This window comes from Paenibacillus sp. VCA1, from assembly GCF_031583795.1.
GTDB lineage: Bacteria > Bacillota > Bacilli > Paenibacillales > Paenibacillaceae > Paenibacillus_AQ > Paenibacillus_AQ albilobatus.
In genome coordinates this window covers 311559-337204 of sequence record NZ_JAVLSX010000006.1, presented here as the reverse complement: position 1 = coordinate 337204, position 25646 = coordinate 311559, and the positions used below count along the sequence as shown (strand labels likewise).

The window sequence follows — 25646 nt, the reverse complement described above, 5'->3', positions numbered from 1 at the left end:
AACACGGGTTTTTTCATTCGTTTCATGCGATTGGCGTCCGGATGCGGATCATTCCGGCAGCAGCAGCGCCTTCGGATCGATGTGCGGGACAAGCCCCTCATCGGCGGCCCGGGTAAGAAGCGATGCAATCGCGGCATAACCGTCTTCGCCCAGATTCGCGGTAAAGCCGTTCACGTACAAATCGATATGCGCATCGGCCACTTTCGGATCCATCTCCTGCGCATGGCTGAGGACATATTCCCGGGAAGCCTCGGGATGCGCCCAAGCGTATTCCACCGAAGCGCGCGCCCACTCGGTAATGGCCTTGAGATCCAGGTTCCGTTTGGCAATGATGGCGCCAAGCGGGATCGGAAGTCCGGTATCCTGTTCCCACCAGTTTCCGAGATCCGTCATCAGCGTCAAGCCGTAATCGGGATACGTAAATCTGGCCTCGTGGATGACAAGCCCGGCATCGATTCGGCCGTCGCGCACGGCCGGCATGATCTGGTCGAACGGCATGACGACGATTTCTCCGACGCCGCCCGGAACGTTTTGGGCTGCCCATAAACGGAACAACAAATACGCGGTGGAGCGCTCGCTTGGAACGGCTACGCGCCGGCCGGACAAATCTTCGGGGCTTTTTGGGGCGTCAGGCCCCCCGGCCGCCAGCACAAGCGGCCCGCATCCTCTGCCAAGCGCGCCGCCGCAAGGCAGTAACGCATAGCGGTCCAAAACCCAAGGCAATGCGGCGTAAGAAATTTTGAGCACATCGTAGTCGCTGTTTTCCTGCGCGGCCAAATGGTTTGTAATATCGATGTCCGCATAGGTCACTTCCAGCGCGGGTGCGCCAGGAATAAGGCCATGCGCCCAGGCATGGAATACAAAGGTATCGTTTGGACATGGTGAAAATGCAATCTTCATTCGGTAAATACCCTCCTTAAGATGTTGCCCGCCGCTTCGAGCGCGGCAAAGGCTTCGCCGAAGCGCCAGGCGGACCGGTCTCTCGGGCCGACGATGTTTGATATCGTGCGGATTTCGAGCACGGGCAAATTCCACAGCTTGGCCGCCGTCGCGACGCCAAAGCCCTCCATCCCTTCGGCCGCGGCATCGCCGTGTCGCGAGAGGAGGGACGCGGTGGTTTCCGCCGTCCCCGTGCCCGTCGTCACCGTCAGGATTGCGCCGCGGACGGCGGAAATTTCGGCGGATATCATGGCGTCCGTTACGGTTTGCACAAGCGCCGAATCCGGCATGATGATGGAGCGGCCGAAACCAAGCTCGTCCACGCTGAGAAATCCGTCAGGGGATTCGGCGCCCAAGTCGGCGGCAACGATCCGATCGGCGATGACGGTTGAGCCGATGTCCGCCCGGCCGGCGAATCCGCCGCCAATTCCGGCGCTGATGACCAGGCTGTATTGCCCTTTCGCCAGCTCCGCGGCCGTTCGCGCCGCCGCCGAGGCCGGACCGAATCCCGCCAATTGCACGTTGAACAGCTCCGCCGCGTCGCCAATCCCGCGCAGCACGGCCTGCTGCTCCGCTTCGACGGCCGTCATGATCAGGATCCGTCCGCCTGCATCCGCAGGCAGGGAAGTTTCATCGTCATGCATCACGGTCTCCAAGTCTGACTTCATGCACAATCCTCCAGTACAAAATCTATTTGAGCATCTATTATTGGGTAGCCGAGAAATTAGACCTCAATATATTAACCTTATAACTTGCGTGGCGCCATGTAAAGCGTATGGGCCATAATCAGGGATTTTCATGCGAAGATCTTTTATGTGGGCCGCCTCATGCAAACTGCGGCTTCCGAATGCGCCAGCAACGGTTTGGTTTCGGAAGGGGACTCGATCACCATAGTTTTTACAAACGCTTTCCAAAAGGTTATAATTAATTTATTAGACATCGTGTCAATAAAAGGAGGAAGCTTTGATGCCTACAGAGCAGCATATCAAAACAGCCATGCAAAGTTATATCGATTGTTTTAATCGCGACGATTTGGAAGGGATTCTTTCGTTGTACGCGGAGGATGCGGTCGTGGAAGATCCTGCAGGATCGGAACCGGTGAGAGGCAAGGCGGCCATCGCCGAATTTTACCGCAACGTCGTGAACGGAACCACCCGCATCCGCCGCGAGGAACCGATCCGGGGCTCTCATGCCAATTCGGGCGCCATGGCGGTGCATATCGAAACCAAGGTGGAAGGTGCGACGATCGTCATTCACGTCATAGAAATCATGAATTTCAACGATGACGGACGGATCGCAAGCATGACGGCATATTGGGGAAAAGGCGACATGGAGACCAAATAATCCAAAACGGAAAACGGACGATATTGATTAGTGCCCGGTAAAAGGGCGGCAGCCGCCGCCTTTTTGCATTTCAGCAAGGTTCGGCGCTTTATTCCCGGTCCGACTGGAAACGTAATAACCCCATGGTCGCGACGAACATTAGGGGAACCGCAGGATCGATGACGGCAATCCATGAATCCTTCCCGGCCGTTTGCAAAAGAAGCGGAAAGATCATAACATGGTTGATGATGCCGATGGATCCTAACCATCTTATCATGCCCTGCGAAGATTCGGTTTGCGCCATGTAACGAATCCCGCGGGAAAAAATTTACAGCGCATACGTCCAGTTTTGACCCGAAATGATGTCCGAGTACTCTGCCCGGCAAGGGTGCCGTTTTCTTTGAAAAGAAAATTGCATACAATTCCTGGAATGGGATATGAATTGACACATGGCGTTATGGCGGACGATATATTAGAATAGATAGGTCTACGTTTCCCGTGACAAAAAGCACTGATCCAACATGAATTTCGATCTTTAATAATGAAGTTGAAAGCGAGAAGGAACCTAATGCTAAATAACCGGATGACATTTGAAAGCCTTTGTCTGCGGAACGAACCGCTGGCGAACCATTCTTCTTACCAAATCGGCGGCGAGGCGAACTTTTTTGCCATGCCCGAAACCGTGGAAGAGCTTTTAACCCTGCTTCGGGGCTGCAAAACGCATGGCCTGAACTATTTTATTTGCGGGATGGGCTCGAACCTGCTTTTTCCCGACCGTCCGCAAGAGGATACGCTGTACATCTCGTTGAAAAAATTCGTTTATTGGGACATTCAGCCTTCCAAATGGTTCATATCCTCCGGGACGCCGATGTCGATGCTGGCGATCAGCGGCAGAATGTTCGGCATACCGGGCTACGAGTTTACCTATTTGCTGCCCGGGGGACTTGGCGCCGGCATTTACATGAACGCCAAATACAACCAGCATCAGATCAGCGACATCGTGAAAACCGTTTATTACGTCGACTTGTCCGATCCTTCCCTGGCGGTTCAATCCATTGACGTTTCGCAGTGCAGATACGGCTACAAGCAGTCGATCTTCCAGATGAATCCTTGGCTGGTGCTCGGGGCGGATATGCTTGCCGTTCCGGACGAAAAACAGATCGCCGCCGGCAATGAGCTGCTCGCGCGCTGGAAAGGGAAAGAGGGCATGTCCACGCTGGCCTCGTTTTATTCGTATATGTCCGCCGAAGCCGAGGCGCTGAAGAAGCAGGGGCTGCTCATTCCGTCCGAGATGACCGACATTGCCGACTACCGCAACGGAAAACGCCATTTCGAATACCCGTCCTGCGGTTCCGTGTTCAAAAACAACTACGATTTCGGCGTTCCCGTCGGGGCGCTGGTCGACCGGCTGAATTTGAAGGGGAAGGAACACGGCGGAGCGATGATCTCCCCTTACCACGGGAACATGATCATCAACCACCGGCATGCGACGGCCGAAGACGTCAAATATTTGATGAATGTCATCATCGAAGGCATCGACAATGCGTTTGGTTTCCAGCCCGAGCCCGAAGTCGTCGTCGTGAAGTGAAAATCAAAAATAAAGTTTATGCCGCGTATAAACCTTTCCGCTTTCGGAAAGGTTTTTTGTTGTTGGGCTCGAATCCCCGCTCCATTGAAAACAAAGTATTGCAAGAAACATGATGGGGATATATAATAAAAAAGTAAGTAAATAAGGTATTGGAGGTAACTATACTTATGTCAAAAGATTTTCTGAACGCGCTCAAAAACAGACGTTCCATTTATGCCATCAGCAAGGATGTCACCGTTTCGGACGAAAAAATTATCGAAATCGTGAATGAAGCCGTTAAACATACGCCTTCTGCTTTTAACTCCCAAAGCGCACGCGTTGTCGTTTTGCTTGGCGAACAGCATGACAAGCTGTGGAACTTGACGGAAGCAACGCTCAAAGGCGTTGTGCCGGCTGAAAACTTTGCGCCGACGGCGGAGAAAATGGCCGCATTCCGCAACGGATACGGCACGGTGCTTTTCTTTGAAGACAATACCGTCATCGAAGGCCTTCAAGCTCAATTCGAGGCCTACAAAGACAACTTCCCTGTGTGGTCCAACCAGTCCTCCGGCATGCTTCAGCTGGTCGTATGGACGGCGCTTGAAGCCGAAGGACTGGGCGCAAGCCTGCAGCACTACAATCCGCTGATCGACCAAAAGGTCGCATACGAATGGAACCTGCCTGCAAGCTGGAAGCTCATCGCTCAAATGCCATTCGGCAACGTGGTGGCTCCTGCCGGCGAGAAGCAATTCCAGCCGCTTGAAGAACGCGTCAAAGTATTTAAATAACCGATAAAGCGATGAGGTTGTTCGGGCGTGCGTTCGCCCGCTCATGAAAGAAGGGACGGCACTCCGGTTGATCCGGATGCCGTCCCTTTCGTTTTTTTGAAATCAGGACGAGGATTTGCCGCGGGAAGCGCTGAGGTGTTGAATTTGTCCCTCGAGTATTTTGCTGGCTTTGCCGATAAACTGCGTAATGAGCTGCAGCTCTTCGTCGTTATAGGACGAGGCCAGTTCAAGCATCGCCGAGTGAAGCGGGGAGTACGTGTTTTTGATCTCTGCGTTATGCTCGTATTCGGGCACGATGATGACTCTGCGCCGGTCGGTCGGGTCCTGTTCCCTGCGCACGTAGCCGCATTTTTCGAGGCGGTCGATCAGGGCGGTAACCGTTCCGGTCGCAAGTCCCGTAAATTTGGACAGCTCGCCGGCCGTAATCGGACCGGTTTCGCGCAGGATATCCACGGATTTCAGGTCATTATTGTATAAACCGTGAGAGGCGGCGACAAACTGTTGGTACAATACGGTTCGGGTTCCCAAGCCTCGCATCAGCAGCACGAGCTGTTCTTTCGGGTCTGTATTTTTATCCTGCTGTTCGCTTGACAAAAGACTAACCTCCTCTTAATATTTACATATCTCGATTGACGAGATATTCGATAAGTGAGATATTCAATTTATTTTATCGAACTTATTCATGCTTTGTAAAGAGGAAGGGGTTTACGGATGGAAGCTAGCAAAAGCAACATAAAGCTGGTTGTGGCAGGCTTATTGCTTGCCATTTTTATGTCGGCTATCGATAATACCATCGTCGCCACGGCCATGGGAACGATCGTCTCCAAGCTCGGCGGGATGGACAAGTTCGTGTGGGTGACGTCCGCATATATGGTCACCACGATGGCGGGCATGCCGATTTTCGGCAAACTGTCGGACATGTACGGCAGAAAAAGATTTTTTATCTTCGGCTTAACGGTATTTCTGATCGGCTCGGCCTTGTGCGGCCTGGCGCAGACGATCGAACAGCTGAGCATTTACCGCGCGATTCAGGGAATCGGCGGGGGCGCGCTGATGCCGATCGCGTTCACGATTATTTTTGACATTTTTCCTCCGGAAAAACGCGGTAAGATGACCGGCCTTCTTGGGGCCGTCTTTGGAGCCGCCAGCGTCGTTGGTCCGCTGCTTGGAGCGTATATTACCGACTTTATGGGATGGGAATGGGTATTTTACATCAACGTCCCGATCGGCATCGTTTCGTTTGCGTTGATCATGAAAAGCTACAACGAGTCTCCGTCCCATCGAAAGCAAAAGATCGACTGGTGGGGAGCGATTACGCTCGTTATTGCCGTCATCAGCCTGATGTTCGCACTGGAGCTCGGCGGCAAGCAGTATGATTGGAATTCGGCACCGATTATTGCGCTGTTCGCCAGCTTTGCGGTCTTTTTCATTGCGTTCTTTTTCGTGGAGCTGCGGGCCGAGGAACCGATTTTGCCGTTTTTCCTGTTTAAGCGCCGGTTGTTTGCATCCTCGCAAATGTTGGCGTTTTTGTACGGCGGCACGTTTATCATTTTGACCGTATACATTCCGATTTTTGTGCAGGCCGTCTATGGCGGATCGGCAACCAACGCGGGGCTCATCCTGACGCCGATGATGCTCGGTTCGGTGGCGGGCAGCTCGATCGGCGGCATTTTCTCGACGAAAACAAGCTACCGCAACCTGATGGCCGTTTCGGTCGTTTTCTATCTTGCCGGAATGTATTTGCTCAGCACGCTGGATCCGGCATCGGCGCGTTATTTGCTGACGATGTTTATGATCGTCGTCGGGTTCGGCATGGGCTTCTCCTTTTCGCTGCTGCCGACGGCTTCCCAGCACAATCTGGAACCGCGCTACCGCGGCACGGCGAACTCGACCAACCAGTTTCTCCGTTCCCTCGGCATGACGATGGGGATTACGATCTTCGGCACGATTCAGAACAATATGTTTACGAACCAGCTGAAAGAGAATTTTAAAGGCATGGGCGGCGGGGCCAATGCGGCCATGTCCAACCTCGGCGATCCGAAGCAGATTTTTTCGCCGAGCGTACGCGTCAAAATTCCGGAGCAAATCCTCTCCAAAATCGTTGACGCCATGTCGAGCTCAATCACCCATATGTTCCTCATCGCCCTCGTTCCGATCGTTATCGCCGTCATTTTTGTTTTTCTGATGGGGAAATCGCGGGTCGAACTGAAACAGGGACCGCAGCAGCATCCACGCGAAGCTGAAGCGAAATAATAAGAAAAACGTCCGATGCGTCGGGCGTTTTTTCTTTTGCGCAAGACTTAGGGCGCTTTTCTTCGAACCCGATGTTTTGCCGTCCTTTGGAATGGTTAGACTCATATTAGGAAAAAGGGTTAAACGACAAATCACAGGAAGAAGGGAAAAGCAATGAGTGACCAACTGAATGCCGCAAAGGCATGGCTTGAGCAAAATACCGGGGAAACGCTGCTGATCCGCAAAGAGGAACGGGACGACATCGACGAAACCAGGGTGCGGCTGAAAAGCGTGGAATATGACGAAACGGTGCCGACCTTCGACGAGTATGCGGAAGGAAGCTCGCTGATCTTGCACGGGCCGGGAAATATTTTAGGCGGACACGGCGATCTGCCGCTGCCCAGAGACCAATACCAAATTTACGTGGACGGGAAGTTCGATTGCAGCCGCGACGGAAATGGGCTGAGCGTGACGACCGGACGCGCCAAATACCACATTTCCGTTATTTCCTGATGTTCATTTTTAATTCGGCGGGTGGGAGCTTTCATGAAAAACCGCCGGCCTTTTTTTAATTTTTTTGCAGAAAATCTGTATTAAACATTTGTCATATCCAAAAAAACGTGGTAAAGTAAAAAATGACCTTATGACTGAAAATGTTTTCTGGTCAATCATACGAAACAGAGCGTTAAACGGGAGGGGAACATCATAGGAACGGTGGATCGTAAAAAGCAGGTGCTGGAAGCGGCTTCCCGGTCTTTTGCGTTGTTTGGCTACAAAGCGACGACGATGGATCAGGTGGCCAAAATCGCCAACGTGGGGAAAGGCACGATCTATACTTTTTTTGACACCAAGGAGCAGCTTTTCGACGAGATCGTCAATGGCGTCATTTCCGAAATGAAATCGATCATTTTGCGGGAAGTGGACCATGACAAAAAGTTTTTTGACAATTTGTTCCGCGTTTTGGATTCGTTTCTGGAATTCCGCAGCGAGCACGAACTCCTCATCAAACTGTCCCAGGAGCTTCGGGACGTCGGCACGCCGCAGTCCCAGGAAGCGATGGCCCAGGTTGAAAACGTCATTTTGGGTTATATCGAAAAAGAAGTTCAACGGGCGGTTTCCCAGCGGGAATTGCGGGAATGCGACCCGAAGATCGTTTCTTTTCTGATGGTGAAGATGTATATCGCACTGACCTCGGAATGGAACAAAAACCACAAGCCGTTGACGAAGGAAGAGATCAAGGAGCATATCCGGCTTTTTTTGGAGAACGGGCTCGCCGCGCACGCTTAATGCATTCCGGAAGCTATGAACGTAGCACCGCCAAACCAAGCTCATACATGGGGTCCCGGAAAGTCCCGTCATGCGAATCGGCTACGAAGGATCGGAGCTTGTTTTCGCATGCGTATGATTGACCAATTGAAAAATTCAGTCAGAATGTTTTTGGTACATCATTTTTGGAAAAGGAGGGGCTACCGCCAGACATGAAAGCATTATCCGTGTTTTTCAAAGATTTAGGTGCAGCCTTAAAAAATCCGAAGGTGCTGATCCCGATCATCGCCGTCATGTTCATTCCGATCATGTACAGCGGCGTGTATCTGGCAGCCTTTTGGGATCCGTACGGCCATCTGGACCAACTGCCCGTCGCCGTCGTCAACCAGGACAAAGGCGCGGAATTCAAAGGCAAAGAGCTTCACATCGGCTCGGACCTGGTGGATGAACTCAAGAAAGGAAAAGACTTCGACTGGCATTTCGTCAGTCCGGAGGAAGCGGAGAAAGGGATCAAGGAAAACCGCTATTATATGAAAATTACCATCCCTGAAAACTTCTCCAGCCAAGCGACCACGCTGATGGACGATCATCCGCAGCCGGCAAAAATCGTATATGAACCGAACGGGGACTACAACTTTATCGCCTCCCAAATCGGGAATACGGCGATCAAGGACATCAAAGCCAAAGTGTCCGCGAAAGTCACCGAATCCTATACGGAAAGCCTGCTGGATAATTTTACGGAGGTATCCGACGGGCTTGCGGAAGCGGGCGAAGGCGCGGATAAAATCCATAACGGCAGCACCGATCTGGATGCAGGCGCCGTCAAGCTGAAGGACAACCTGAAAAAATTGGCGGATGGCACGCTGGAAGCCAAAGACGGCATGGCGCCGCTCGCCAAAGGCGTGAGCGACCTTCATCAAGGCGCGGGTCAGCTGAACCAGGGCGCAAGCAAACTTGCCGGCGGGCTGGGGCAGTTGAACGCCGCGGGCGGCCAGCTGCTGAACGGAGCGAAGCAGGCGCAGCAGGGCGGAGCGCAGCTGCATGCCGGGCTGCAAAGCTCCTTGGATGGCGCGAAAAAGCTGAACGCCGGCATTCAAGGGTCCGAACAGGGTGCGGGCAAACTTGAGTCAGGATTGCAATCCGCCGAGAAAGGCAGCGCGGATTTGGCTGCAGGACTCAAGTCTTCGCTTGACGGGGCATCCAAAGTTTCCGAAGGCGCGAAAGGCGTTGCCGACGGGCTGAAGCAGCTTGCTTCTTCCAGTCCGGAGCTGGCCCAAAATCCGCAGTTCCAGAAGCTGCTGGCCGCCAGCCAATCGGTGGCCGAAGGCAGCGCGAAGGTGGCTGCCGGCCAGGAGCAGCTCTCCCAAGGCGCGGACTCGCTGCACGACGCCCAGCAGCAGCTGCTGAGCGGAGCGACGGCGCTTCATAGCGGGCAGCAGCAGCTGCTGGAAGGCAGCAGCCAGCTCGTGCAAGGCCAGGAGCAGCTCGAGCAGGGCGCGGCGAAGCTGAACGAAGGACAGTCGGCGCTGACGGCGGGACTGACGACGTTTAACGGGAAGCTCGGCGAAGCGGCGAGCGGAAGCAAGGCGCTTGTCGCCGGCTCGAAACAGCTCGTGGACGGCACGTCCAAGCTGAAAGGCGGCGTCGACAAATTGTCGGGCGGCTTGGTGACGTTGGCCGACGGTTCGCTGCAGCTCCATGAAGGCGCGGGCGAACTCGAAAACGGCATTACGAAGCTGGACGACGGCTCGAAGGAATTGGCGACCAAGCTGAACGACGCGGCGGACAAAACCTCCGAGCTGAAAAAGACCGACGATTTGGTCAAAATGTTTGCCCAGCCGATCGACTCCGAGGAAAACGACAGCCGTAAGGTACCGAATTACGGCACGGGCTTGACCCCTTATTTCATGTCCCTCGGCTTGTTCGTCGGAGCGCTCATTTCAACGCTCGTCATTTCGCTGAAAGGTACGACGGTAGAGGGCGCTTCCGGTTTCAGCCGGTTCGTCAGCCGCGCGCTTTCCTTTGCGGGCATGGGCCTGTTCCAATCCGTCGTTGCCGCTACCATTATCTTGTACGGATTGGGGCTGAAGGTGCAGAGCGTGCCGTATTTCTTCCTCTTCACCTTTATTACGAGCCTGACGTTTATGTTCATCGTGCAGGCGGTCGTCACTTGGTTTGATATGCCGGGACGGTTCCTTATTATCATCCTGCTCATTTTGCAGCTGACGACCAGCGCGGGCACGTTCCCGCTCGAGCTGATTCCGGATTGGCTCAAACCGATCAATCCATGGCTTCCGATGTCGCACAGCGTGCTTGGATATAAAGCGATTATATCCAGCGGCGATTATGACCTAATGTGGAAGCAAGCCGGCGTGCTTGGCATCGTTGCCGTGATCTTCCTGATCTTCAGCCTGATCTATTTCCTGTGGAAGGGAAGCAAAAAGCAGCAGCCTGCCGAAGCGGCGGCCTAAAACAAGGGATTCAAAGACGAGTCCTGAAAGAAAGCAGTCCTGATCCGTAAAGGATCGGGACTTTTTTTTGAGGGAACAAGAAAGTGAAAAAATATATGCTAAACACCACGCGATCCGTCTTCTGTGAAAGTACGTCGATGGACGTTTTTCATCCGTTCAGGGTATAATATAGAGATCAGACAGGAATGAGGGATTACATGATTACGATTAAAACGAGATCACAAATCGAGCAGATGAAGGAAGCCGGCGCCATTTTGGCGGCCTGCCACCGGGAGATCAAAAAGCTGATCGCTCCCGGAATTACGACGATCGAAATCGACCGTTTCGCCGAAAAATTCATCCGGGCGGCCGGTGCGACACCGGAGCAAAAAGGATACAACGGATTTCCATACGCGACCTGCACGTCCGTCAACGACGTCATCTGCCACGGCTTTCCGGGCAAATATGCTTTAAAGGACGGGGACATCGTGACCGTGGACATGGTCGTGAATTTGAACGGCTGGCTGGCCGATTCGGCATGGTCTTATACGGTCGGCAACGTGTCCGAACAGGCCCGGCGTTTGCTTGACGTGACCAAAGAATCGCTGTACAAAGGGATCGAAAAAGCGGTCATCGGGAACCGGATCGGAGACATCTCCCATGCGATCCAGGTCTACGCCGAAGCGGAAGGCTTTTCGGTCGTTCGCGAATTTATCGGCCACGGAATCGGCAGGGAAATGCACGAGGAGCCGCAGGTTCCGCATTACGGACCGCCAAACGTCGGGCCGCGCCTGAAAGAAGGCATGGTCATCACGATCGAGCCGATGCTGAACACGGGTACGTACCGCAGCAAAATCGACAGCGACGGCTGGACGGCAAGAACGCTCGACGGAGGATTGTCCGCCCAATACGAGCACACGATCGCGATTACGGCGGACGGCCCGGAAATTTTGACGCTGCAGTAAGCGCATAAGAAGAACGCCAAAAAAGGAGCCCAAGCGGCTCCTTTTGTCATTGAAGCGTATTTGCGATCAAACTATTCCACTCTTTGCTTGTATTTTCCCGAGCTGTCGATGGCGACCCGAACCTCGATCGATTTAATGGAATCCTCATCGAGAATAAAGGGGCTGTTGCGATGGAATTGATGCCATTTTTTGGGATGTTTGCGGTAGAGCTTTTCGTCAAGCATGAACACGTCCGCTTTTTTTTCGAGGCCCTTTTTGAAGCTCACTTTGATCTCGTTTTTGATCGCTTCGCTGGCCATCTCCTCCATTTTTTTTGGCGGCGTATCCGTGGCAAGCTCGTCGATATACGCGTTGAGGGACACGCGGATATTGTAACGGGCTTTGTTGTTTTCGATCACCGGTTTGATATAGAGATGGGGTCTTACAAGAATCAGCGTGGCTACCGGACGTCCTGTATGCGGTATGTTCATCGGGGAACGGACCAGCTTCCGCTGAATCCAGCGCGTTCCCTTCAGATCATCCTCGCTCAAATGGCCGCGGTATTCCCTGTCTTGAAAAAAATAGGCCCCATTGATCCGAAACATGGGACGTTTATCCACGTCCTCAAACCAGCTCGTCCGGTCGATCTCAAGTCGGGGAATCATGGCGAGACCGCTGGGTTCTTTTATCTGAGCGATCGTTTTGAAGCCGTATTCGGGCAAAATAAACGATCTTTCCGAATAGGTTTGGAGTGGCGAATCCATAATCGTCTCCAGTGGTGAAAGATTCAGGATCGATTTTTGCGTAAGAACGTCAGACATAGGTTCCCCTGTGCCGTATATCCAAATGTTGTAGCGAATTTCCCGGTAGCGGTTCAACATGTCGTAAATTTCCAGCAAACCATGTTTCATCACGTTTTCCGACAAAATGACCGATTTCATATGCCCCCAAAACACTCTCATTTGGGAGGTCGAATATAAGGTCGTCATCGATTCGGTCAACGTTTTCCCTTCTCCCGTTCCAACCCAGACGGGAATGGGTTTGCCAATCTCAATGCCTTCCGCTTTGGCGACGTTGGAAAAGTTCAACACCTGCGCATAACTTTTAAACTTTCCATCCTCATAATCAATGCCCAATGTCGTAACATAAGCCAGATTTTGAATGTCCTTGGAATTCCAGCAGCCCGCAAGGAGAACCGTAATCAAAACGGAAATCAATATTTTTCCTGTTTTCTTCATGCCGGACTCTCCCCCTGATGGTCGGAGTCGACAGTGCTCAGCGAGGACGGCTTTTTGCGAAGCGCCTTCCACGGGCTGCGGAGAATGGACAGCAACACATCCTTTGGAATGACAGGCGATACCGGGGACAGATAGGGGACGCCGAAACTTTTAAGCCGTGATATGTAGGCAATCAGCAGGATGCCGCCGAGAATCATGCCGTACATGCCGAGAAAGCAAGATATGAAAAACAGTCCGAACCGGATGACGCTGACGACCGAGCTTAACGTTTGGTTCACCAGCGTTGCGCTTGCAACCGCGGTGATGGCTCCGACGACAACGGAAGAGGGGGAGACGAGCCCGGCCCGAATGGCGGCATCCCCGATGATTAAACCTCCGATGACCGTAAGCGTTTGGCCGATGGTGCTAGGAAGCCGGATTCCCGCTTCGCGAAAAATCTCCAGGAGGATCAGCATCTCAAACAGCTCCATTTGAGCGGAAAGCGGAAGCCCCATTCTGGATGTCGCGATGGTAGCCATAAGCCGGAATGGAATCTGATCTTGGTGAAAGGCCGTCAAGGAAACCCAAAAAGCAGGCAAGCCGATAGTGATAAGCAGGCTTAACAGACGGATGAACCTCACAAAGGATACATAAATATAGTTGAACTGAACGTCTTCCGGCGATTTCATCTGCAGCGACAACGTGGCAGGGCCGATCAGCGCCATCGGAACGCCGTCGATGACAACGACGAAACGCCCGTTGATCAAGCTGCCGATAACATAATCCGGACGTCCGCTAAAGTCCAGCAGTGGAAAAAGCGAAAATTTGGAATCGGCTAAAAACTCCTCCAACTGATTGATCGAATAGATGGCATCGATATCGATCTTTTTTAGTCGTTTTCTCGCTTCCTCTAAAATACTCGGTGAGATGATGTCGTCAATGTACATTAAAGCGATCCTCGTTCTTGATCTCCGTCCTAAAACAAGTTCCTCGCAGCATAAGGTATTGCTGCGGATCCGTTTGCGGATCAAAGCGATATTCGTAATATAATCTTCGGTAAAGCCGTCCTTCGGCCCTTTGATCGAGATTTCGACGTTTGATTCTTCCGGCGCGCGCTTCGGAGCGTTGCAAATATCCAGCGAGTACATTTTGTTGGTCAAGGGGATCAAAATGATCAGACCGCCTTGAAACAGGGTGTCCTCAATTTCTTGCTGCGAGACGGGTTCCTTCATTTCGTCCATCGCCAGCTTGGAATACATTTCGCCGTTTTGTTGCAGGAAGAAGCCGGTTTCCCTGTGCATATCCTGAAGCTCGGGCAGGACGACCTGGCTGATCTGGGCCGAATCCGCGAGACCGCTGGCGTAGACGAGAACGACTTCCGAAGAGGCGGATTCCTTATCCAAACGGTAGGACCTTATGACGACATCGAAGCTTTTGGAAAAGAGATTTTGGATTTTGGCCATGGTCCATAACGTTTTTTCGCTTTTGGATTCTGATTTCGTCACGGGGTATCCTCCTTTCTTTTTCTTGGCAGAAATGATATGCCTGTCCAAATGATGGATAACGCAACGTTCACGTATAACGTGATGGGAAAGTAATATTTATAGTTCGTTTGATAGAATGCGTTTTGACTTAACGGAAACATGGCGATCAGGATGTAACTGAAGGTCACCGCGAGAGTAAAACGGTTGGCCATAACCCTGCTTTTGAAAGGAAGCATTTCGACGAGCAAATATTGCGCCAGCGAAATACGCATAAAAGCGCCGGCAAGCCACTGGTATACGGACAGAAAGTCTACATGCTCCAAGTAATCGCCGATTTTGACAAGCCTCCATTGTTCATAGGGGGATTCCATCTGTTTGGCGGCCTCCTGGGGGCCGAACTCGGAGATCCCGCCAACGATGGGACCAAGCGTAATGTAGGAAATGACCAGCCCGTAGACCACGAGGTGCCATGGTTTGACCTTGTTTTTGATCCGATGCTGCATCGACAAAATAACCAGAATCTCCACGAACCCTCCTCCAATGTACACCATCCCGTGCAATGGCGGTATGATGCCGTGCTCGAAAAGGGGAACCAGCAGATTGAAGTTTTTTTGCGGGGCGTTGGAGATCGATACGAAAAATCCGAGGCAAACGACCAAAGGAAGCAGAATTCCTGCACCGACGGCGATGGCCCGAATCCCCAGCTTGGCCGTATAGAAACAGACAAACGCAAGAGTGGAGACCAAGACGACTTTCGGCGTAAGGGGCAAATAGTTGCTGATCGTCCAACTGGACGTATGATACAAGGTAAGGCCGCCGATAAAATACAAATATATGATTAACGGGGCAACGAGAATCCAAGACAATACGGGATTCGTCTTTTCCGCCAGCCAAGGCTGAAGCTTTTGCTGCCCGCTTCTTCGCATAAACACGGCGAGCATGATCGTCCAAGGGACAAGCAATACGGTCGCGAATAGAACCGAAATCCAGGCATCCCTCCCCGCGGCATCCAGCACCATCGGGTTGGTGACGACATGGCTTGTCAGGCCGTTCATTAACATAAGCATCATGAATATTTGTAAAACATGTACGGGTGCCGTTTTATTCATGGGAGGTTCGTTCCTCTCCTTGAAATCATTTTTCAATCGTATTTTGGCTGAAATCCCCTGCAATTATTCCAAGATCTTGAAACGACGCCAATTGCGGTTAGGACAACATGAATGAAAACATCGATGGCGATTTGATATCGACCGTATCAACGAGGAAAAAAGGCAGGCTAGATTGGAAAAGTGTTGAGAGGTTGGTCAAAAAATCGGAACTAGGGGTTAAACGGAGCAATATGTCACAAATTCAACATATGAAAAATTCACAATGAATGATATACAATCCGAACTTTGCTCAGATAGACGTAAACCTGCCAACGACCGCGTACCAAGGCAGAGGAAAACGGATAAAGGCAATGAACGGATAAAGACAATGGAGGAAGAAGGGGAAGGAAAAAGAAGGATGGGATAAGAAACAAAAAACGCGGGCGCCTGCCGTTTCAAGCAGATTCGCCCGCGTTGCCGTATTATTCCTTGTTCAGCAGTTCCGCCCCGGCGATTCCCGGATTGGTCATTTGATAAGGATCCAGAATGATGTTCAATTCTTCCTCGGAGAGCACGTTATAGAGAAGGCACAATTCGCGAACCGGCTTTCCGGTCATGATGGCTTCGCGCGCGATGCGCGATACGACCTCGTAACCGAGATGCGGATTAAGCGCGGTGATGATGCCGACGCTGTTCTCGACGTATTCGCGGCAGCGTTCCACGTTGGCTTGAATGCCTTCGACGCAATGCTCGCGGAATACGCGGAAGCCGTTGTTCATGATTTCAAGAGATTGCAGCAGGTTGTAGACCAGCACCGGCTCCATGACGTTCAGTTCCAGCTGTCCGGCCTCGGAAGCAAGGCAAATCGTATGGTCGTTGCCGATGACCTGGAACGCGATTTGGTTGATGACTTCGCACATGACCGGATTCACCTTGCCCGGCATGATCGAAGAGCCCGGTTGTCTTGCAGGGAGCGATAGCTCGCCGAGTCCGGCTCTCGGTCCCGATGCCATTAAGCGGATATCGTTGGCGACTTTGGACATGTTCATCATGCAAATTTTGAGCGCGGCCGATACCTCGGTGTACGCGTCGGTGTTTTGCGTGGCGTCGACCAGATGATCCGCCGGCTCGATCGGAAATCCGCTCAGCTCGGCGAGTACCTTGGCGACATGCTCGATATAGCGGACATCGGCGTTAAGGCCCGTGCCGACGGCGGTGGCTCCCATATTGATATGCAGCAGGTTTTTCTTCGTAGCGCTAAGACGTTCGATATCGCGGCCGAGCACGCGCGCGTATGCCTGGAATTCTTGCCCGAGACGGATCGGAACCGCATCCTGCAGGTGGGTGCGTCCCATTTTGATCACGGAGTCGAATTCTTCGGCTTTGCGTTCGAAGGCTTGCTTCAGATCCTTCATCGTCTGCAGCAGCTTTTCGATCATGGTGAGCGTAGCCAAATGAACTGCCGTCGGGAAGGAGTCGTTCGTCGATTGTGCCATATTGACGTGGTTGTTCGGGCTGATGTCGGCGTAGCTGCCTTTCCCTTTGCCGATCAGCTCAAGGGCGCGGTTTGCGATGACTTCGTTCGTGTTCATATTAATAGACGTGCCTGCCCCGCCCTGGATCGGATCGACGATGAAATGATCGAACCATTTACCGTCAATGAGCTCATCAGCAGCTTTGACGATGGCTTCGCCTTTGGACGGGAGCAGCCGTTTAATCTCCATGTTTGCGATCGCGGCCGCTTTCTTGACCATGGCCATCGCCCGGATCAGTTCCGGATGAATCCGCTGGCCGGTGATCGGAAAGTTCTCCGCGGCACGCATCGTTTGAATGCCGTAATATGCTTCTTCGGGTACTTCTTTGGTGCCGAGAAAGTCTTTTTCTAGTCTCATGAATACATTCCTCCGAGTTTGGTGAACTGGAAATTAGAGTCAGATGAGAACGCTTTATTTTATCGGACCCGCTATCATTATACGTTTTAAACGTGGGAACTGCCAGTCCTATGTCATTACGGAATGAAAAAAAGGTGGAAATGTCCGCCAAGAGCGTACAAGTGTATTTCCGAGTGAGAAAGGGAAGGGGAAAAAGGGGAGGGGCAGGGATAGAGAGTAAGGAAAAAGCCCGCAAAGCGGGCTCTGGTCTTCATATCAGAAAGTATAAACTACAGAGCCGTTGCTTCCTGATATTGCGAGAGAAAAACTACCTTTAAACGTGATCTGTCTTCCTGAAGTGCGTCGATAGACGTTTTTGTATGTTCATCTATCAGATTGAATTCGGAACTTTCACGTCCGGATCGACGTCGGTGTCGTAATCCACGCCTTCGGTTTCAAACCCGAACAGTTGGAAAAATTCCTTGCGGTATCCTTCAAGATCCGTCAGATCATAAATATTGTCGCTTGTGACCTGATCCCAAATTTTGACCACTTCGGCCTGAACGTCCTCGCGCAGCTCCCAGTCGTCGATGCGGATGCGACCGGCTTCGTCGACAGGAGGTTCTCCCCCGGCATACAAGCGATCCGAGAACAGGCGATAGGTCTGTTCGATGCAACCTTCGTGGATGCCTTTTTCCTTCATGGTTTTGTACAGGGAGGAGATGTAAAGCGGCACGATCGGGATCGCGGAGCTGGACTGCGTGACGAGTCCTTTGCTCACCACGACATAGGCGCGGCCGCCGGTGGATTGGAGCTCGTCGTTCAATTTCAGAGAGGTAGCTTCCAGGTGATCTTTTGCCCGTCCGATCGAACCTTCCCGGTACACCGCTTTCGTAATTTCGGAGCCGATGTAAGAGAACGAGATCGTCGTAACGTCCTCGCTAAGCACCTCCGCCGCACGCAGCGCCTCGATCCATGCCTCCCAGTCATCGCCGCCCATGACGGCAACCGTTTCGCGGATTTCTTGTTCCGTCGCCGGCTCCAGCGTGATGTCGGTCACTTCGCCCGTATGGAAATTGACCGTTTTATTCGTAAAAGGCTTGCCGATCGGCTTCAGCACGGAGTTGTAGGTTTCTCCGGTTTCCGGATCCGTTTTGCGGGCGGAAGCCACGCTGTAAACGACAAGGTCGACCTTGCCGAGCTTTTCCTTTATCAGTTGGATGGTTTTATCTTTTGTTTCCTTCGCGAAAGCATCGCCGGTTACGCTGTAAGATTTCAAGCCCGCCTCCTGAGCGGCCTGCTCGAAGGCAGCCGAATTGTACCACCCGGCCGAGGCGGTACGTTTCTCGGAGCCGCTGCTTGGGCGGTAGACGCCTACCGTGTTGGCTTTGGCGCCGAAGGCCGCCGTAATCCGGGCCGCAAGTCCGTAACCTGTGGATGCGCCGATGACCAGCACGTTTTTTGGCCCTTCGATCACGGGTTTGGACTGCACGTAGTCGATTTGCTTTTGAACCTGGGCCGCGCAGCCGGCCGGATGTGAAGTGGTGCAGATAAATCCGCGTGTTCTCGGTTTAATGATCATATTAGACTTTTCCTCGCTTCCAAATAGTAATGCATCATAAGAAGATATGGACATACTCCATCCTATTGTATCAATTTTTTGGGAAAGGACCAACCTGAAAGCTGGGGTAGCGGATGAAAAACGAACCGTGCGCAAAAGCAATTGACGATGATAATCATTATCACTTAAAATAAAAAGGGAGGTTCAGATGATTTTTGCATGATACATAACGCATAACGTCATTTTGCCGAAATCAACCATTACAAAAACGTAGGAGGCGGCTTATATGTTTGTTCAGCTTCGAAAAATTACGGTCAAAGCGGGTAACGCCGATCAAGTCGTGGCCCGGTTCAGCAAGGAAAGCCCGATCGACGGCATGGAAGGTTTGATCGATAAAACGGTTATGACGACCAAACTCAGCAAGGAAGAAGAGGAAGTAGTAGTCATGATCCGCTGGCGTTCGCGCGAAGACTGGAAAAACTGGGAGAAAAGCGACGCGCATCTGCAGGGACACCGCGAGAAGAAAGGGCAGGAGCCCCCAGAGTATATCCTTGGCACAAAAGTGAACATGTACGAGGTTCAGAGCATAACCCAAGGAAAAGCTTCGCAAAGCCTATAACAGAGCGGACTGTTGCAGCAAGACCGGCCTTTGGTCAAGACAGTCGGCGACAAGAGCCGCTCCCTGATTTATCCGGAAGCGGCTCTTGCATTAGGGCGAACCGTATTTAGTTCCTTTTCCATGTACCAAAGACTTGTCCGCAGGCTACGAGGTTTCCCCAGATTTTCTCCGTCCGTACACGCGGTAGAGCGCAATTCCGAACAGCATGCCGATAAAAGACATGCCCGAAATCGTCAAATACATGGTCCGTCCGCCGAAAGCCTGGTATAAGGCGCCGCCCGCAAAGGAGGACAAAATGCCGGATACCCCGAAAAACAGCAGCGCCAGCACGGTTTGGCCGGTTGCTCTCCACTCCACGGGAACGATGTTGTACAGATATTGGATGGCCGCCGTATAAAAGACCGGAAACGTTAACAGCTGCAGCAGCTGGATGTAGGCGAGCCAATTCGGATCCTGAATCCAGGCCGAAATGAAAAAGCGCAAAAAATAGAACGCTCCGGAAAACGATATAATGGCCAATTCCTTGTTTTTGCGCAGCCACCAAAAGCTTAAGGAAAACACAAGAATCTCGCTGCCCGCCGCCAAAAACCACGCGAGCCCGAGCAAATCCGGTTTCCCGCCCAAATCCTTGATGTACAACCCCAGAAACGTGTCGTTCATTCTCGCCGGAACCGAGCTGATAAATACGAGGATGAGAAACAGCAGCGTTTCCTTGTTGCTCAAAAAGTTTTTCAGGCTTTTCATCGTGACGGGTTTCCCGGACACGGGTGCGTCCGGCATAAAGAAAGTAACGACCAGGCTGACGATCCCGAGTCCCGCGAACGTATATCCCAGACTGCGGGAGCCGAATTCAGTCATCAAATAACCGGCCAGCAAGGACATTACGGCATAACCGAGGGCACCGAATGTCCGCAAGGAGCCGTAGCTGATTCCAGCTTGTTCCGCCACGCGGAAATTCAGGCTTTCCGTCAAAGGATCGACCGGCATGAGAAAAAAATAGGTCAGCATGACGAACAGCACGATCAAAGCATATTGGCTTGTACTGTAAAGCAGGTATCCCGTTACCGTCGAACAGAGCACCAAAATCAGCAGAACCTTGCGGATGGTCCGCGTGCGGTCGCTGATCATGCCCCACAGCGGCTGCGCGATGAGCGTAATGAAACCGCCGGTCCCGACGATGACGCCGATTTGCGTCTCGTTTAATCCCTGGTCGCTGAAATAAAGGGGCAAAAAAGGAATAAACATCGACAGCAGCGCAAAGAAAAGAAAATTAAATGATTTAACCGTAAACGAAGATCTCATTTTGTCCTGTCCTTCTTCAATTTTCAAGATTACTGCAAAATCCTTCAATAAAGCAGCAGTTCTGCTATTTTAACACAAATGAAAGCCCGCAGGCAGATAAAATTATTCAAGAGCCATGCCATGTTTTTACCCGTTCTTGCGACTCCTATATTGACTAACCCGCATATAACGCCTATATTGTATCGAAGAAAAACGCAATGTATGGATTCCTTTTTTACGACTCTGATGACAGCGGTTACATTTTCGACAAAATGGTCATCGGGTAAGCTGAAAACCGATCAGGATGCTTATGACCGCTGGAACAAACCGAAATAAAAGAAAAAGGTGTGACTTCTAATGACGAAACCGAATATCGTGGTCATTTATTGTGATGATTTGGGATACGGCGATTTGGGATGTTACGGATCGGATGCGATTCGAACCCCTCATTTGGATGCGCTTGCGCGGCAAGGCGTCCGGTTCACCAACTGGTATTCCAACTCCCCTGTATGTTCACCTTCCCGGGCCGCCCTTTTGACGGGGCTATATCCCGCGAAAACGGGCGTGAGCCATATTTTGGAGGGGAAGCGAGGCACGGCGGGGCTGAAGCCGGAAGCGAGAACGCTGCCGGAACGCTTGAAGGAATTCGGCTACAGTACGGCGTTATACGGAAAATGGCATTTGGGTTCGGCGGAAGCCACGAAACCGAACGCGCGCGGCTTCGACGAATATTTCGGTTTTCAAGCCGGCTGCGTGGATTACTATTCCCATATTTTTTACTGGGGGATGCCTCACACGAATCCTGTGCATGATCTGTGGAGCAATGAGGAGGAGGTTTGGCATGACGGCGAATATTTAACCCATCTGATCACGGACAAGTCGGTCGATTTCATTGAACGGAACCGGGCGGCGGACAAACCGTTTTTCCTGTACGCAGCTTATAATGCGCCTCATTACCCGATGCATGCGCCGGAAAAATACATGAAACGTTACAAGCATCTGCCGCGGGACCGCCAGCTCATGGCGGCGATGATTTCCGCCGTGGATGACGGGGTCGGGGAGATCGTGGCTGCCTTGAAGCGCAACGGCATCGACGAAAACACGCTGATCTTTTTCTCCAGCGACAACGGTCCATCCTCGGAGTCCCGCAATTTCTTGGACGGCACGGAAGACGTTTACTACGGGGGAAGCGCCGGGATTTTTCGCGGGCATAAAGGAAGCCTGTTCGAAGGCGGAATCCGGGAGCCGGCCATCCTCGTCTACCCGGCAGCCGTTCCGGCGGATCAGGTTTGCGAAGAAGTCGGCATGATGGCGGACATCCTCCCGACCGTGATGGAGTTTGCCGGCCTGCCTGTGCCTTCGCCCGGGGAAATTGACGGGTTCAGCGTGGCGGGCATGATCACGAAAGGCGAAAAAACGCCGCATCAACAAATTTTTTGGGAATACGGCAGCCAGCTTGCCGTCCGTGAAGGCAAATGGAAGCTGGTATTGGGCGGGAAACTGGATTTTGACCGTTTGCAGCCGGATGACGTTCACCTCTCGGACCTGGAAGCCGATCCGGGGGAACGGGTGAATCTAAAAGATCAACTCCCGGAACTTGCAAGCCGCCTCGAGGGTGAAGTCCGTGCCTGGTATGAGCAGCTGAAGGCTCAGGCTGGATCGTAAGGCTGACCGTCCTGCTCCGTCCTGTTCGGGCCGTATCAACCGCAGGTAGGACATGAAGGCGAAGCGCCACGGCATATCCCTTTTATGGTACACTATCAAATGTGGATAGATTCATATTTTGCAAAATCCCGAGATGGATAGCCATAAGGAGAGTCGCGGATGAAGCTTGTATCATGGAACGTAAACGGCCTGCGGGCCTGCGTCAATAAAGGTTTTAACGATTATTTTGCGGCAAGCGATGCCGATTTGTTTTGCGTGCAGGAAACGAAGCTGCAGGAAGGGCAAATTTGCCTCGATTACGGGGAGGAATACGGACAGTATTGGAATTATGCCGAGAAAAAAGGCTACTCCGGGACTGCGGTGTTTTCGAAATTGAAACCTTTGTCCGCCTATTACGGCATGGAGGAAAACGCGGAGGCGGAAGGACGGCTCGTTACGCTGGAATTCGAGCATTTTTATCTTGTGAACGTGTATACACCGAATGCCAGAAGAGACCTGTCCCGGCTGCCGCTGCGCCTGGAATGGGAAGAGCGGTTCCGCCGCTACGTCACGTCGATTGATGCCAAGAAACCCGTCATTATATGCGGAGACATGAACGTCGCTCACCGGGAGATCGACCTGAAGAACTGGAAGTCGAACATGGGCAATTCCGGATTCACCGACGAGGAGCGCGGCAAAATGACTGAGCTGCTCGAAGCCGGGTTCGTGGACTCTTTCCGGCATTTTTATCCGGACCGCGACGACGCGTTTACGTGGTGGTCGTTTATGCCAAAGGTAAGGGAACGGAATATCGGATGGCGGATCGATTACTTTCTTGTCTCGAAGCGGCTTGTTCCTGCGCTGACCGATGCGCGGATCGATGCCGGGGTGATGGGCAGCGACCACTGTCCGGTTATTTTGGAGCTGAACGAGGCCCGGCTAGCGCAAATCGGGAGCGAAAGCTGATCGGGCGGAAAAATGTTGGATTTCAAATGAATGTTTAATGGGGCCGTCCCAAAAGACGGCCCCTGATTTTTTGTTTGGGAGTTCGGTTTGTGTTCGAAAGGCTCCAAGAACGTACGTTGCTCCCATCGCCGTTGGTTTTGGATTTCCTGAATGATGCTACCACCCCCTAACTCCTTGTGCGTTGATTTGAGGGCTAATCATCTTCCGGCCCGTTCCAAGCAGCGTTCGGCGCATCCTGAGAGCACCCGGCCAAGGCACGGAAGCTCCTCTTCGGAATACCGGTTCAATCCCGCTTTCAAGTCTACAGCATAAAGTGCTTGTTTTTCCCGCAATAATCACAAGCGACATGCGTCGTACCGGCGGCTATAATGGGTGGAAAAAAAAGAGGATGTGGGAGAAATGTCAAAACCAAACCCGGCGTTATCGCCACCCCATGCCGCCGCCGGCAATACGGCGTTCGGCGTTTTGCTGGCCGTCAGCGCGGCCCATCTGCTGAACGATGCGATGCAGTCGGTCGTACCTTCGATGTTTCCGCTTTTCCAGCAGCAGATGCGGCTTAGCTACGCGAGATCGGATGGGTTGCTTTCACGTTGAACATCACGGCTTCCATTCTTCAGCCGATGATCGGTTATTTTACGGACCGCCGGCCGGTTCCGCTGTTGCTTCCGCTAGGCATGCTGTTCACGATGCTGGGAATGGTGGGGCTGGCTTTATCGCCGTCGTTAGGGTGGCTTCTGCTGTCGGCATCTTTGATCGGCATCGGATCATCCGTACTCCATCCGGAGTCATCGCGGGTGGCCCACTTGGCGATGAGTAAGCGCAAGGGCTTCGCCCAATCCGTGTTCCAGGTCGGCGGCAACGCCGGGCAGGCGATCGCCCCGCTCATGGCGGCGTTCATCATTAGCCCGCAAGGGCAGCTTGGTTTCCTTTGGTTTATTTTGCTTGCCGGAGCGGGATTCGTACTTCAAATCGGGGTTGGCCGCTGGTACGGACGCAAGACCCGACCGAATGGCCCGGCCGTTAGTCGAGCGGGAAATGCCGGAGAAAAACGATTCGGCAAAAGTTTCATTATGTATGTTCTTTGCATTTTGATTTTGATGCTGTTTTCCAAGTTCGTTTATTTGGCCAGCATGACGGGTTACTATTCCTTCTATTTCATGGACAAATACCATTTGCCCTTCAAGGACGCGCAAATATCGATCTTTGCCCTGCAGTTTGCCGGCATGGTAGGAACCTTTATCGGAGGACCTCTGGCCGACCGGTTCGGCCGCCAAAAAATGATCTGGTTTTCGATTCTCGGCACGGCCCCGTTTTCATTGCTTCTCCCGTATGCGGGACCGGTAGGCTCCGTCATAGTATGCGTTTGCATCGGACTGATTCTGATGTCGGGGTTTTCGGTCATTATCGTCTATGCGCAGGAACTGCTTCCGGGCCACGTGGGGACGGTTGCGGGGTTGTTTTTTGGCCTGTCGTTCGGCATGGCCGGCCTGGGTTCCGTCGTGATGGGTTGGCTTATGGATACCCATGGGGTTGAAATCATGACGCGGGTGTGCGCATTTCTGCCTCTCCTGGGGCTGCTGGCGCTGTTGCTGCCGAAGGACTCCGTCATCATGGGGACGAGGAAAGAAAGCGCAGGACTTCCGGCCGCCGAAGCCGTCAAGGGATGACGCGGCATCCGCCTGCATATTCAAGCGCTTTGCGTCTTCCCGTACAATAGGGCTCACTGCCTAAGAATGATTTCATTCGCCTAATTTTTTCGGGAGACTCTTGACAATTTCACCCAATCGCTATATTTTTGTTGTACATACAAAATAAACTCGCGTCACCGATCCGACGAAGGAGGAATTTCCATGACCAACGAAATCAACAACGCAACCAAGCCATCATCTGAAGAAGACGGAGCGTTTTTGCACAGCTGTATGTACTTCACCACCAACCGTTTAAGCCGGGCGATTACGCGCCTCGCCGACGATGCGTTTGCCGTGACGGGGCTTGCGCCGGCTTACGGTTATCTGGTTCGGCTCGTCATCGCGAATCCGGGCATCACTCAAAAGGAGCTGTCCGAGAAGCTGTACATCACTCCTTCAACGCTGACCCGTTTCATCGACAAGCTGGAAGGAAAACAGCTCGTGGAGCGTCAGGTGCAGGGGAAAACCGTGCTCGTGTATCCGACGGAAAAAGGGACGGCCATGAAGGAAACGCTTCGCGAAGCATCCAAAAGGCTGAAAGCCGCTTACGTGGCCAAACTCGGCAAGGAGCTGGCAGATATGCTGACCTCGATGCAGGAGTCGTCAAGCGAACTTTTGGAGAACTGACAGAGGCGCATACACAGATTTAGCACCAAAGCGCAATTCTTTTCGGCACATACCCGATAAGCGCTTGGTTGTTTTCTTTTTTAATTTTGTA

At 52.4% G+C, this 25646-nt stretch carries 24 protein-coding genes; 14 read left to right on the top strand and 10 right to left on the bottom strand.

The window, feature by feature from the left end:
- Positions 1-48 precede the first annotated feature (48 nt).
- Both RJP21_RS16075 and RJP21_RS16070 read right to left on the bottom strand, forming a co-directional pair.
- Positions 49-900 carry a 1,4-dihydroxy-6-naphtoate synthase gene (locus tag RJP21_RS16075; RefSeq protein WP_310860155.1) on the bottom strand — a complete coding sequence of 284 codons (852 nt, stop codon included), beginning with the start codon at positions 898-900 and terminating at the stop codon, positions 49-51.
- Positions 897-1583 (bottom strand): futalosine hydrolase, encoded by a 687-nt coding sequence (locus RJP21_RS16070; RefSeq protein ID WP_397386228.1) that lies wholly within the window; start codon positions 1581-1583, stop codon positions 897-899. Before RJP21_RS16070 ends, RJP21_RS16075 begins: the two co-directional genes overlap by 4 nt.
- Positions 1584-1905: 322 nt before the next feature.
- Between RJP21_RS16070 and RJP21_RS16065 the strand changes: the two genes are divergently transcribed.
- Complete coding sequence (locus tag RJP21_RS16065; protein ID WP_310860153.1) at positions 1906-2283, top strand: nuclear transport factor 2 family protein; 378 nt, start codon at positions 1906-1908, stop codon at positions 2281-2283.
- A gap of 88 nt (positions 2284-2371) precedes the next feature.
- Here RJP21_RS16065 and RJP21_RS16060 read toward each other — a convergent pair whose 3' ends face one another.
- Positions 2372-2566, bottom strand: a complete 195-nt coding sequence (locus tag RJP21_RS16060; protein WP_310860152.1) for a hypothetical protein — start codon at positions 2564-2566, stop codon at positions 2372-2374.
- Positions 2567-2830: 264 nt separating this feature from the next.
- Between RJP21_RS16060 and RJP21_RS16055 the strand changes: the two genes are divergently transcribed.
- Complete coding sequence (locus RJP21_RS16055; RefSeq protein WP_160037953.1) at positions 2831-3850, top strand: UDP-N-acetylmuramate dehydrogenase; 1020 nt, start codon at positions 2831-2833, stop codon at positions 3848-3850.
- Positions 3851-4017: 167 nt separating this feature from the next.
- Positions 4018-4617: a nitroreductase family protein gene (locus RJP21_RS16050; RefSeq protein WP_310860151.1), complete on the top strand. Its 600-nt coding sequence runs from the start codon at positions 4018-4020 to the stop codon at positions 4615-4617.
- 102 nt (positions 4618-4719) lie between these two features.
- Here the strand turns inward: RJP21_RS16050 and RJP21_RS16045 are convergent, their stop codons facing one another.
- Positions 4720-5154: a MarR family transcriptional regulator gene (locus RJP21_RS16045; protein WP_201452091.1), complete on the bottom strand. Its 435-nt coding sequence runs from the start codon at positions 5152-5154 to the stop codon at positions 4720-4722.
- 174 nt (positions 5155-5328) lie between these two features.
- Here RJP21_RS16045 and RJP21_RS16040 point away from each other — a divergent pair, with 174 nt between their 5' ends.
- The 5 genes from RJP21_RS16040 (at position 5329) to map (ending at position 11530) form a co-directional block, all read left to right on the top strand.
- Positions 5329-6870: an MDR family MFS transporter gene (locus RJP21_RS16040; protein WP_310860150.1), complete on the top strand. Its 1542-nt coding sequence runs from the start codon at positions 5329-5331 to the stop codon at positions 6868-6870.
- A gap of 153 nt (positions 6871-7023) precedes the next feature.
- Positions 7024-7362: a protein YmzB gene (gene ymzB / locus RJP21_RS16035; protein WP_160037961.1), complete on the top strand. Its 339-nt coding sequence runs from the start codon at positions 7024-7026 to the stop codon at positions 7360-7362.
- Positions 7363-7554: 192 nt separating this feature from the next.
- Positions 7555-8136 (top strand): TetR/AcrR family transcriptional regulator, encoded by a 582-nt coding sequence (locus tag RJP21_RS16030; RefSeq protein WP_160038517.1) that lies wholly within the window; start codon positions 7555-7557, stop codon positions 8134-8136.
- A 191-nt stretch (positions 8137-8327) separates the two neighbouring features.
- Positions 8328-10586 carry a YhgE/Pip family protein gene (locus RJP21_RS16025; RefSeq protein WP_310860149.1) on the top strand — a complete coding sequence of 753 codons (2259 nt, stop codon included), beginning with the start codon at positions 8328-8330 and terminating at the stop codon, positions 10584-10586.
- A 197-nt stretch (positions 10587-10783) separates the two neighbouring features.
- Positions 10784-11530, top strand: a complete 747-nt coding sequence (gene map / locus RJP21_RS16020; protein ID WP_310860148.1) for a type I methionyl aminopeptidase — start codon at positions 10784-10786, stop codon at positions 11528-11530.
- A 71-nt stretch (positions 11531-11601) separates the two neighbouring features.
- Here map and RJP21_RS16015 read toward each other — a convergent pair whose 3' ends face one another.
- The 5 genes from RJP21_RS16015 to fabV all read right to left on the bottom strand — a co-directional run bounded on the left by RJP21_RS16015 (position 11602) and on the right by fabV (position 18751).
- Positions 11602-12747 carry a Ger(x)C family spore germination protein gene (locus tag RJP21_RS16015; protein WP_310860147.1) on the bottom strand — a complete coding sequence of 382 codons (1146 nt, stop codon included), beginning with the start codon at positions 12745-12747 and terminating at the stop codon, positions 11602-11604.
- Entirely contained in the window at positions 12744-14231 is a 1488-nt protein-coding gene (locus RJP21_RS16010; RefSeq protein ID WP_310860146.1) for a spore germination protein, read from the bottom strand. The genes RJP21_RS16015 and RJP21_RS16010 overlap by 4 nt, the downstream gene beginning before the upstream one ends.
- Positions 14228-15319: a GerAB/ArcD/ProY family transporter gene (locus RJP21_RS16005; protein WP_310860145.1), complete on the bottom strand. Its 1092-nt coding sequence runs from the start codon at positions 15317-15319 to the stop codon at positions 14228-14230. Before RJP21_RS16005 ends, RJP21_RS16010 begins: the two co-directional genes overlap by 4 nt.
- 461 nt (positions 15320-15780) lie before the next feature.
- The gene (aspA, locus tag RJP21_RS16000) at positions 15781-17190 is read right to left on the bottom strand and encodes an aspartate ammonia-lyase (RefSeq protein WP_160037971.1); all 1410 of its coding nucleotides are present in this window, start codon (positions 17188-17190) and stop codon (positions 15781-15783) included.
- A gap of 370 nt (positions 17191-17560) precedes the next feature.
- A complete protein-coding gene (fabV, locus tag RJP21_RS15995; RefSeq protein ID WP_310860144.1) occupies positions 17561-18751 on the bottom strand; it encodes an enoyl-ACP reductase FabV in 1191 nt (396 codons plus the stop codon).
- Positions 18752-19016: 265 nt separating this feature from the next.
- Here fabV and RJP21_RS15990 point away from each other — a divergent pair, with 265 nt between their 5' ends.
- Complete coding sequence (locus RJP21_RS15990; protein ID WP_310860143.1) at positions 19017-19349, top strand: antibiotic biosynthesis monooxygenase; 333 nt, start codon at positions 19017-19019, stop codon at positions 19347-19349.
- Positions 19350-19493: 144 nt separating this feature from the next.
- On the opposite strand, the gene RJP21_RS15985 is transcribed toward RJP21_RS15990, so the two are convergent.
- Entirely contained in the window at positions 19494-20678 is a 1185-nt protein-coding gene (locus tag RJP21_RS15985) for an MFS transporter (protein ID WP_310860142.1), read from the bottom strand.
- A gap of 309 nt (positions 20679-20987) precedes the next feature.
- Between RJP21_RS15985 and RJP21_RS15980 the strand changes: the two genes are divergently transcribed.
- From RJP21_RS15980 to RJP21_RS15960, 5 genes are all read left to right on the top strand, one after another.
- Positions 20988-22295, top strand: a complete 1308-nt coding sequence (locus RJP21_RS15980) for a sulfatase-like hydrolase/transferase (RefSeq protein WP_310860141.1) — start codon at positions 20988-20990, stop codon at positions 22293-22295.
- Between the two features lie 159 nt (positions 22296-22454).
- On the top strand, positions 22455-23240 hold the full coding sequence (locus RJP21_RS15975) for an exodeoxyribonuclease III (protein WP_310860140.1): 786 nt from the start codon (positions 22455-22457) through the stop codon (positions 23238-23240).
- Positions 23241-23639: 399 nt separating this feature from the next.
- Complete coding sequence (locus tag RJP21_RS15970; protein WP_310860139.1) at positions 23640-23834, top strand: hypothetical protein; 195 nt, start codon at positions 23640-23642, stop codon at positions 23832-23834.
- A complete protein-coding gene (locus RJP21_RS15965; protein ID WP_310860138.1) occupies positions 23831-24907 on the top strand; it encodes an MFS transporter in 1077 nt (358 codons plus the stop codon). Before RJP21_RS15970 ends, RJP21_RS15965 begins: the two co-directional genes overlap by 4 nt.
- A gap of 183 nt (positions 24908-25090) precedes the next feature.
- A complete protein-coding gene (locus RJP21_RS15960; RefSeq protein WP_310860137.1) occupies positions 25091-25555 on the top strand; it encodes a MarR family winged helix-turn-helix transcriptional regulator in 465 nt (154 codons plus the stop codon).
- Positions 25556-25646 lie beyond the last annotated feature (91 nt).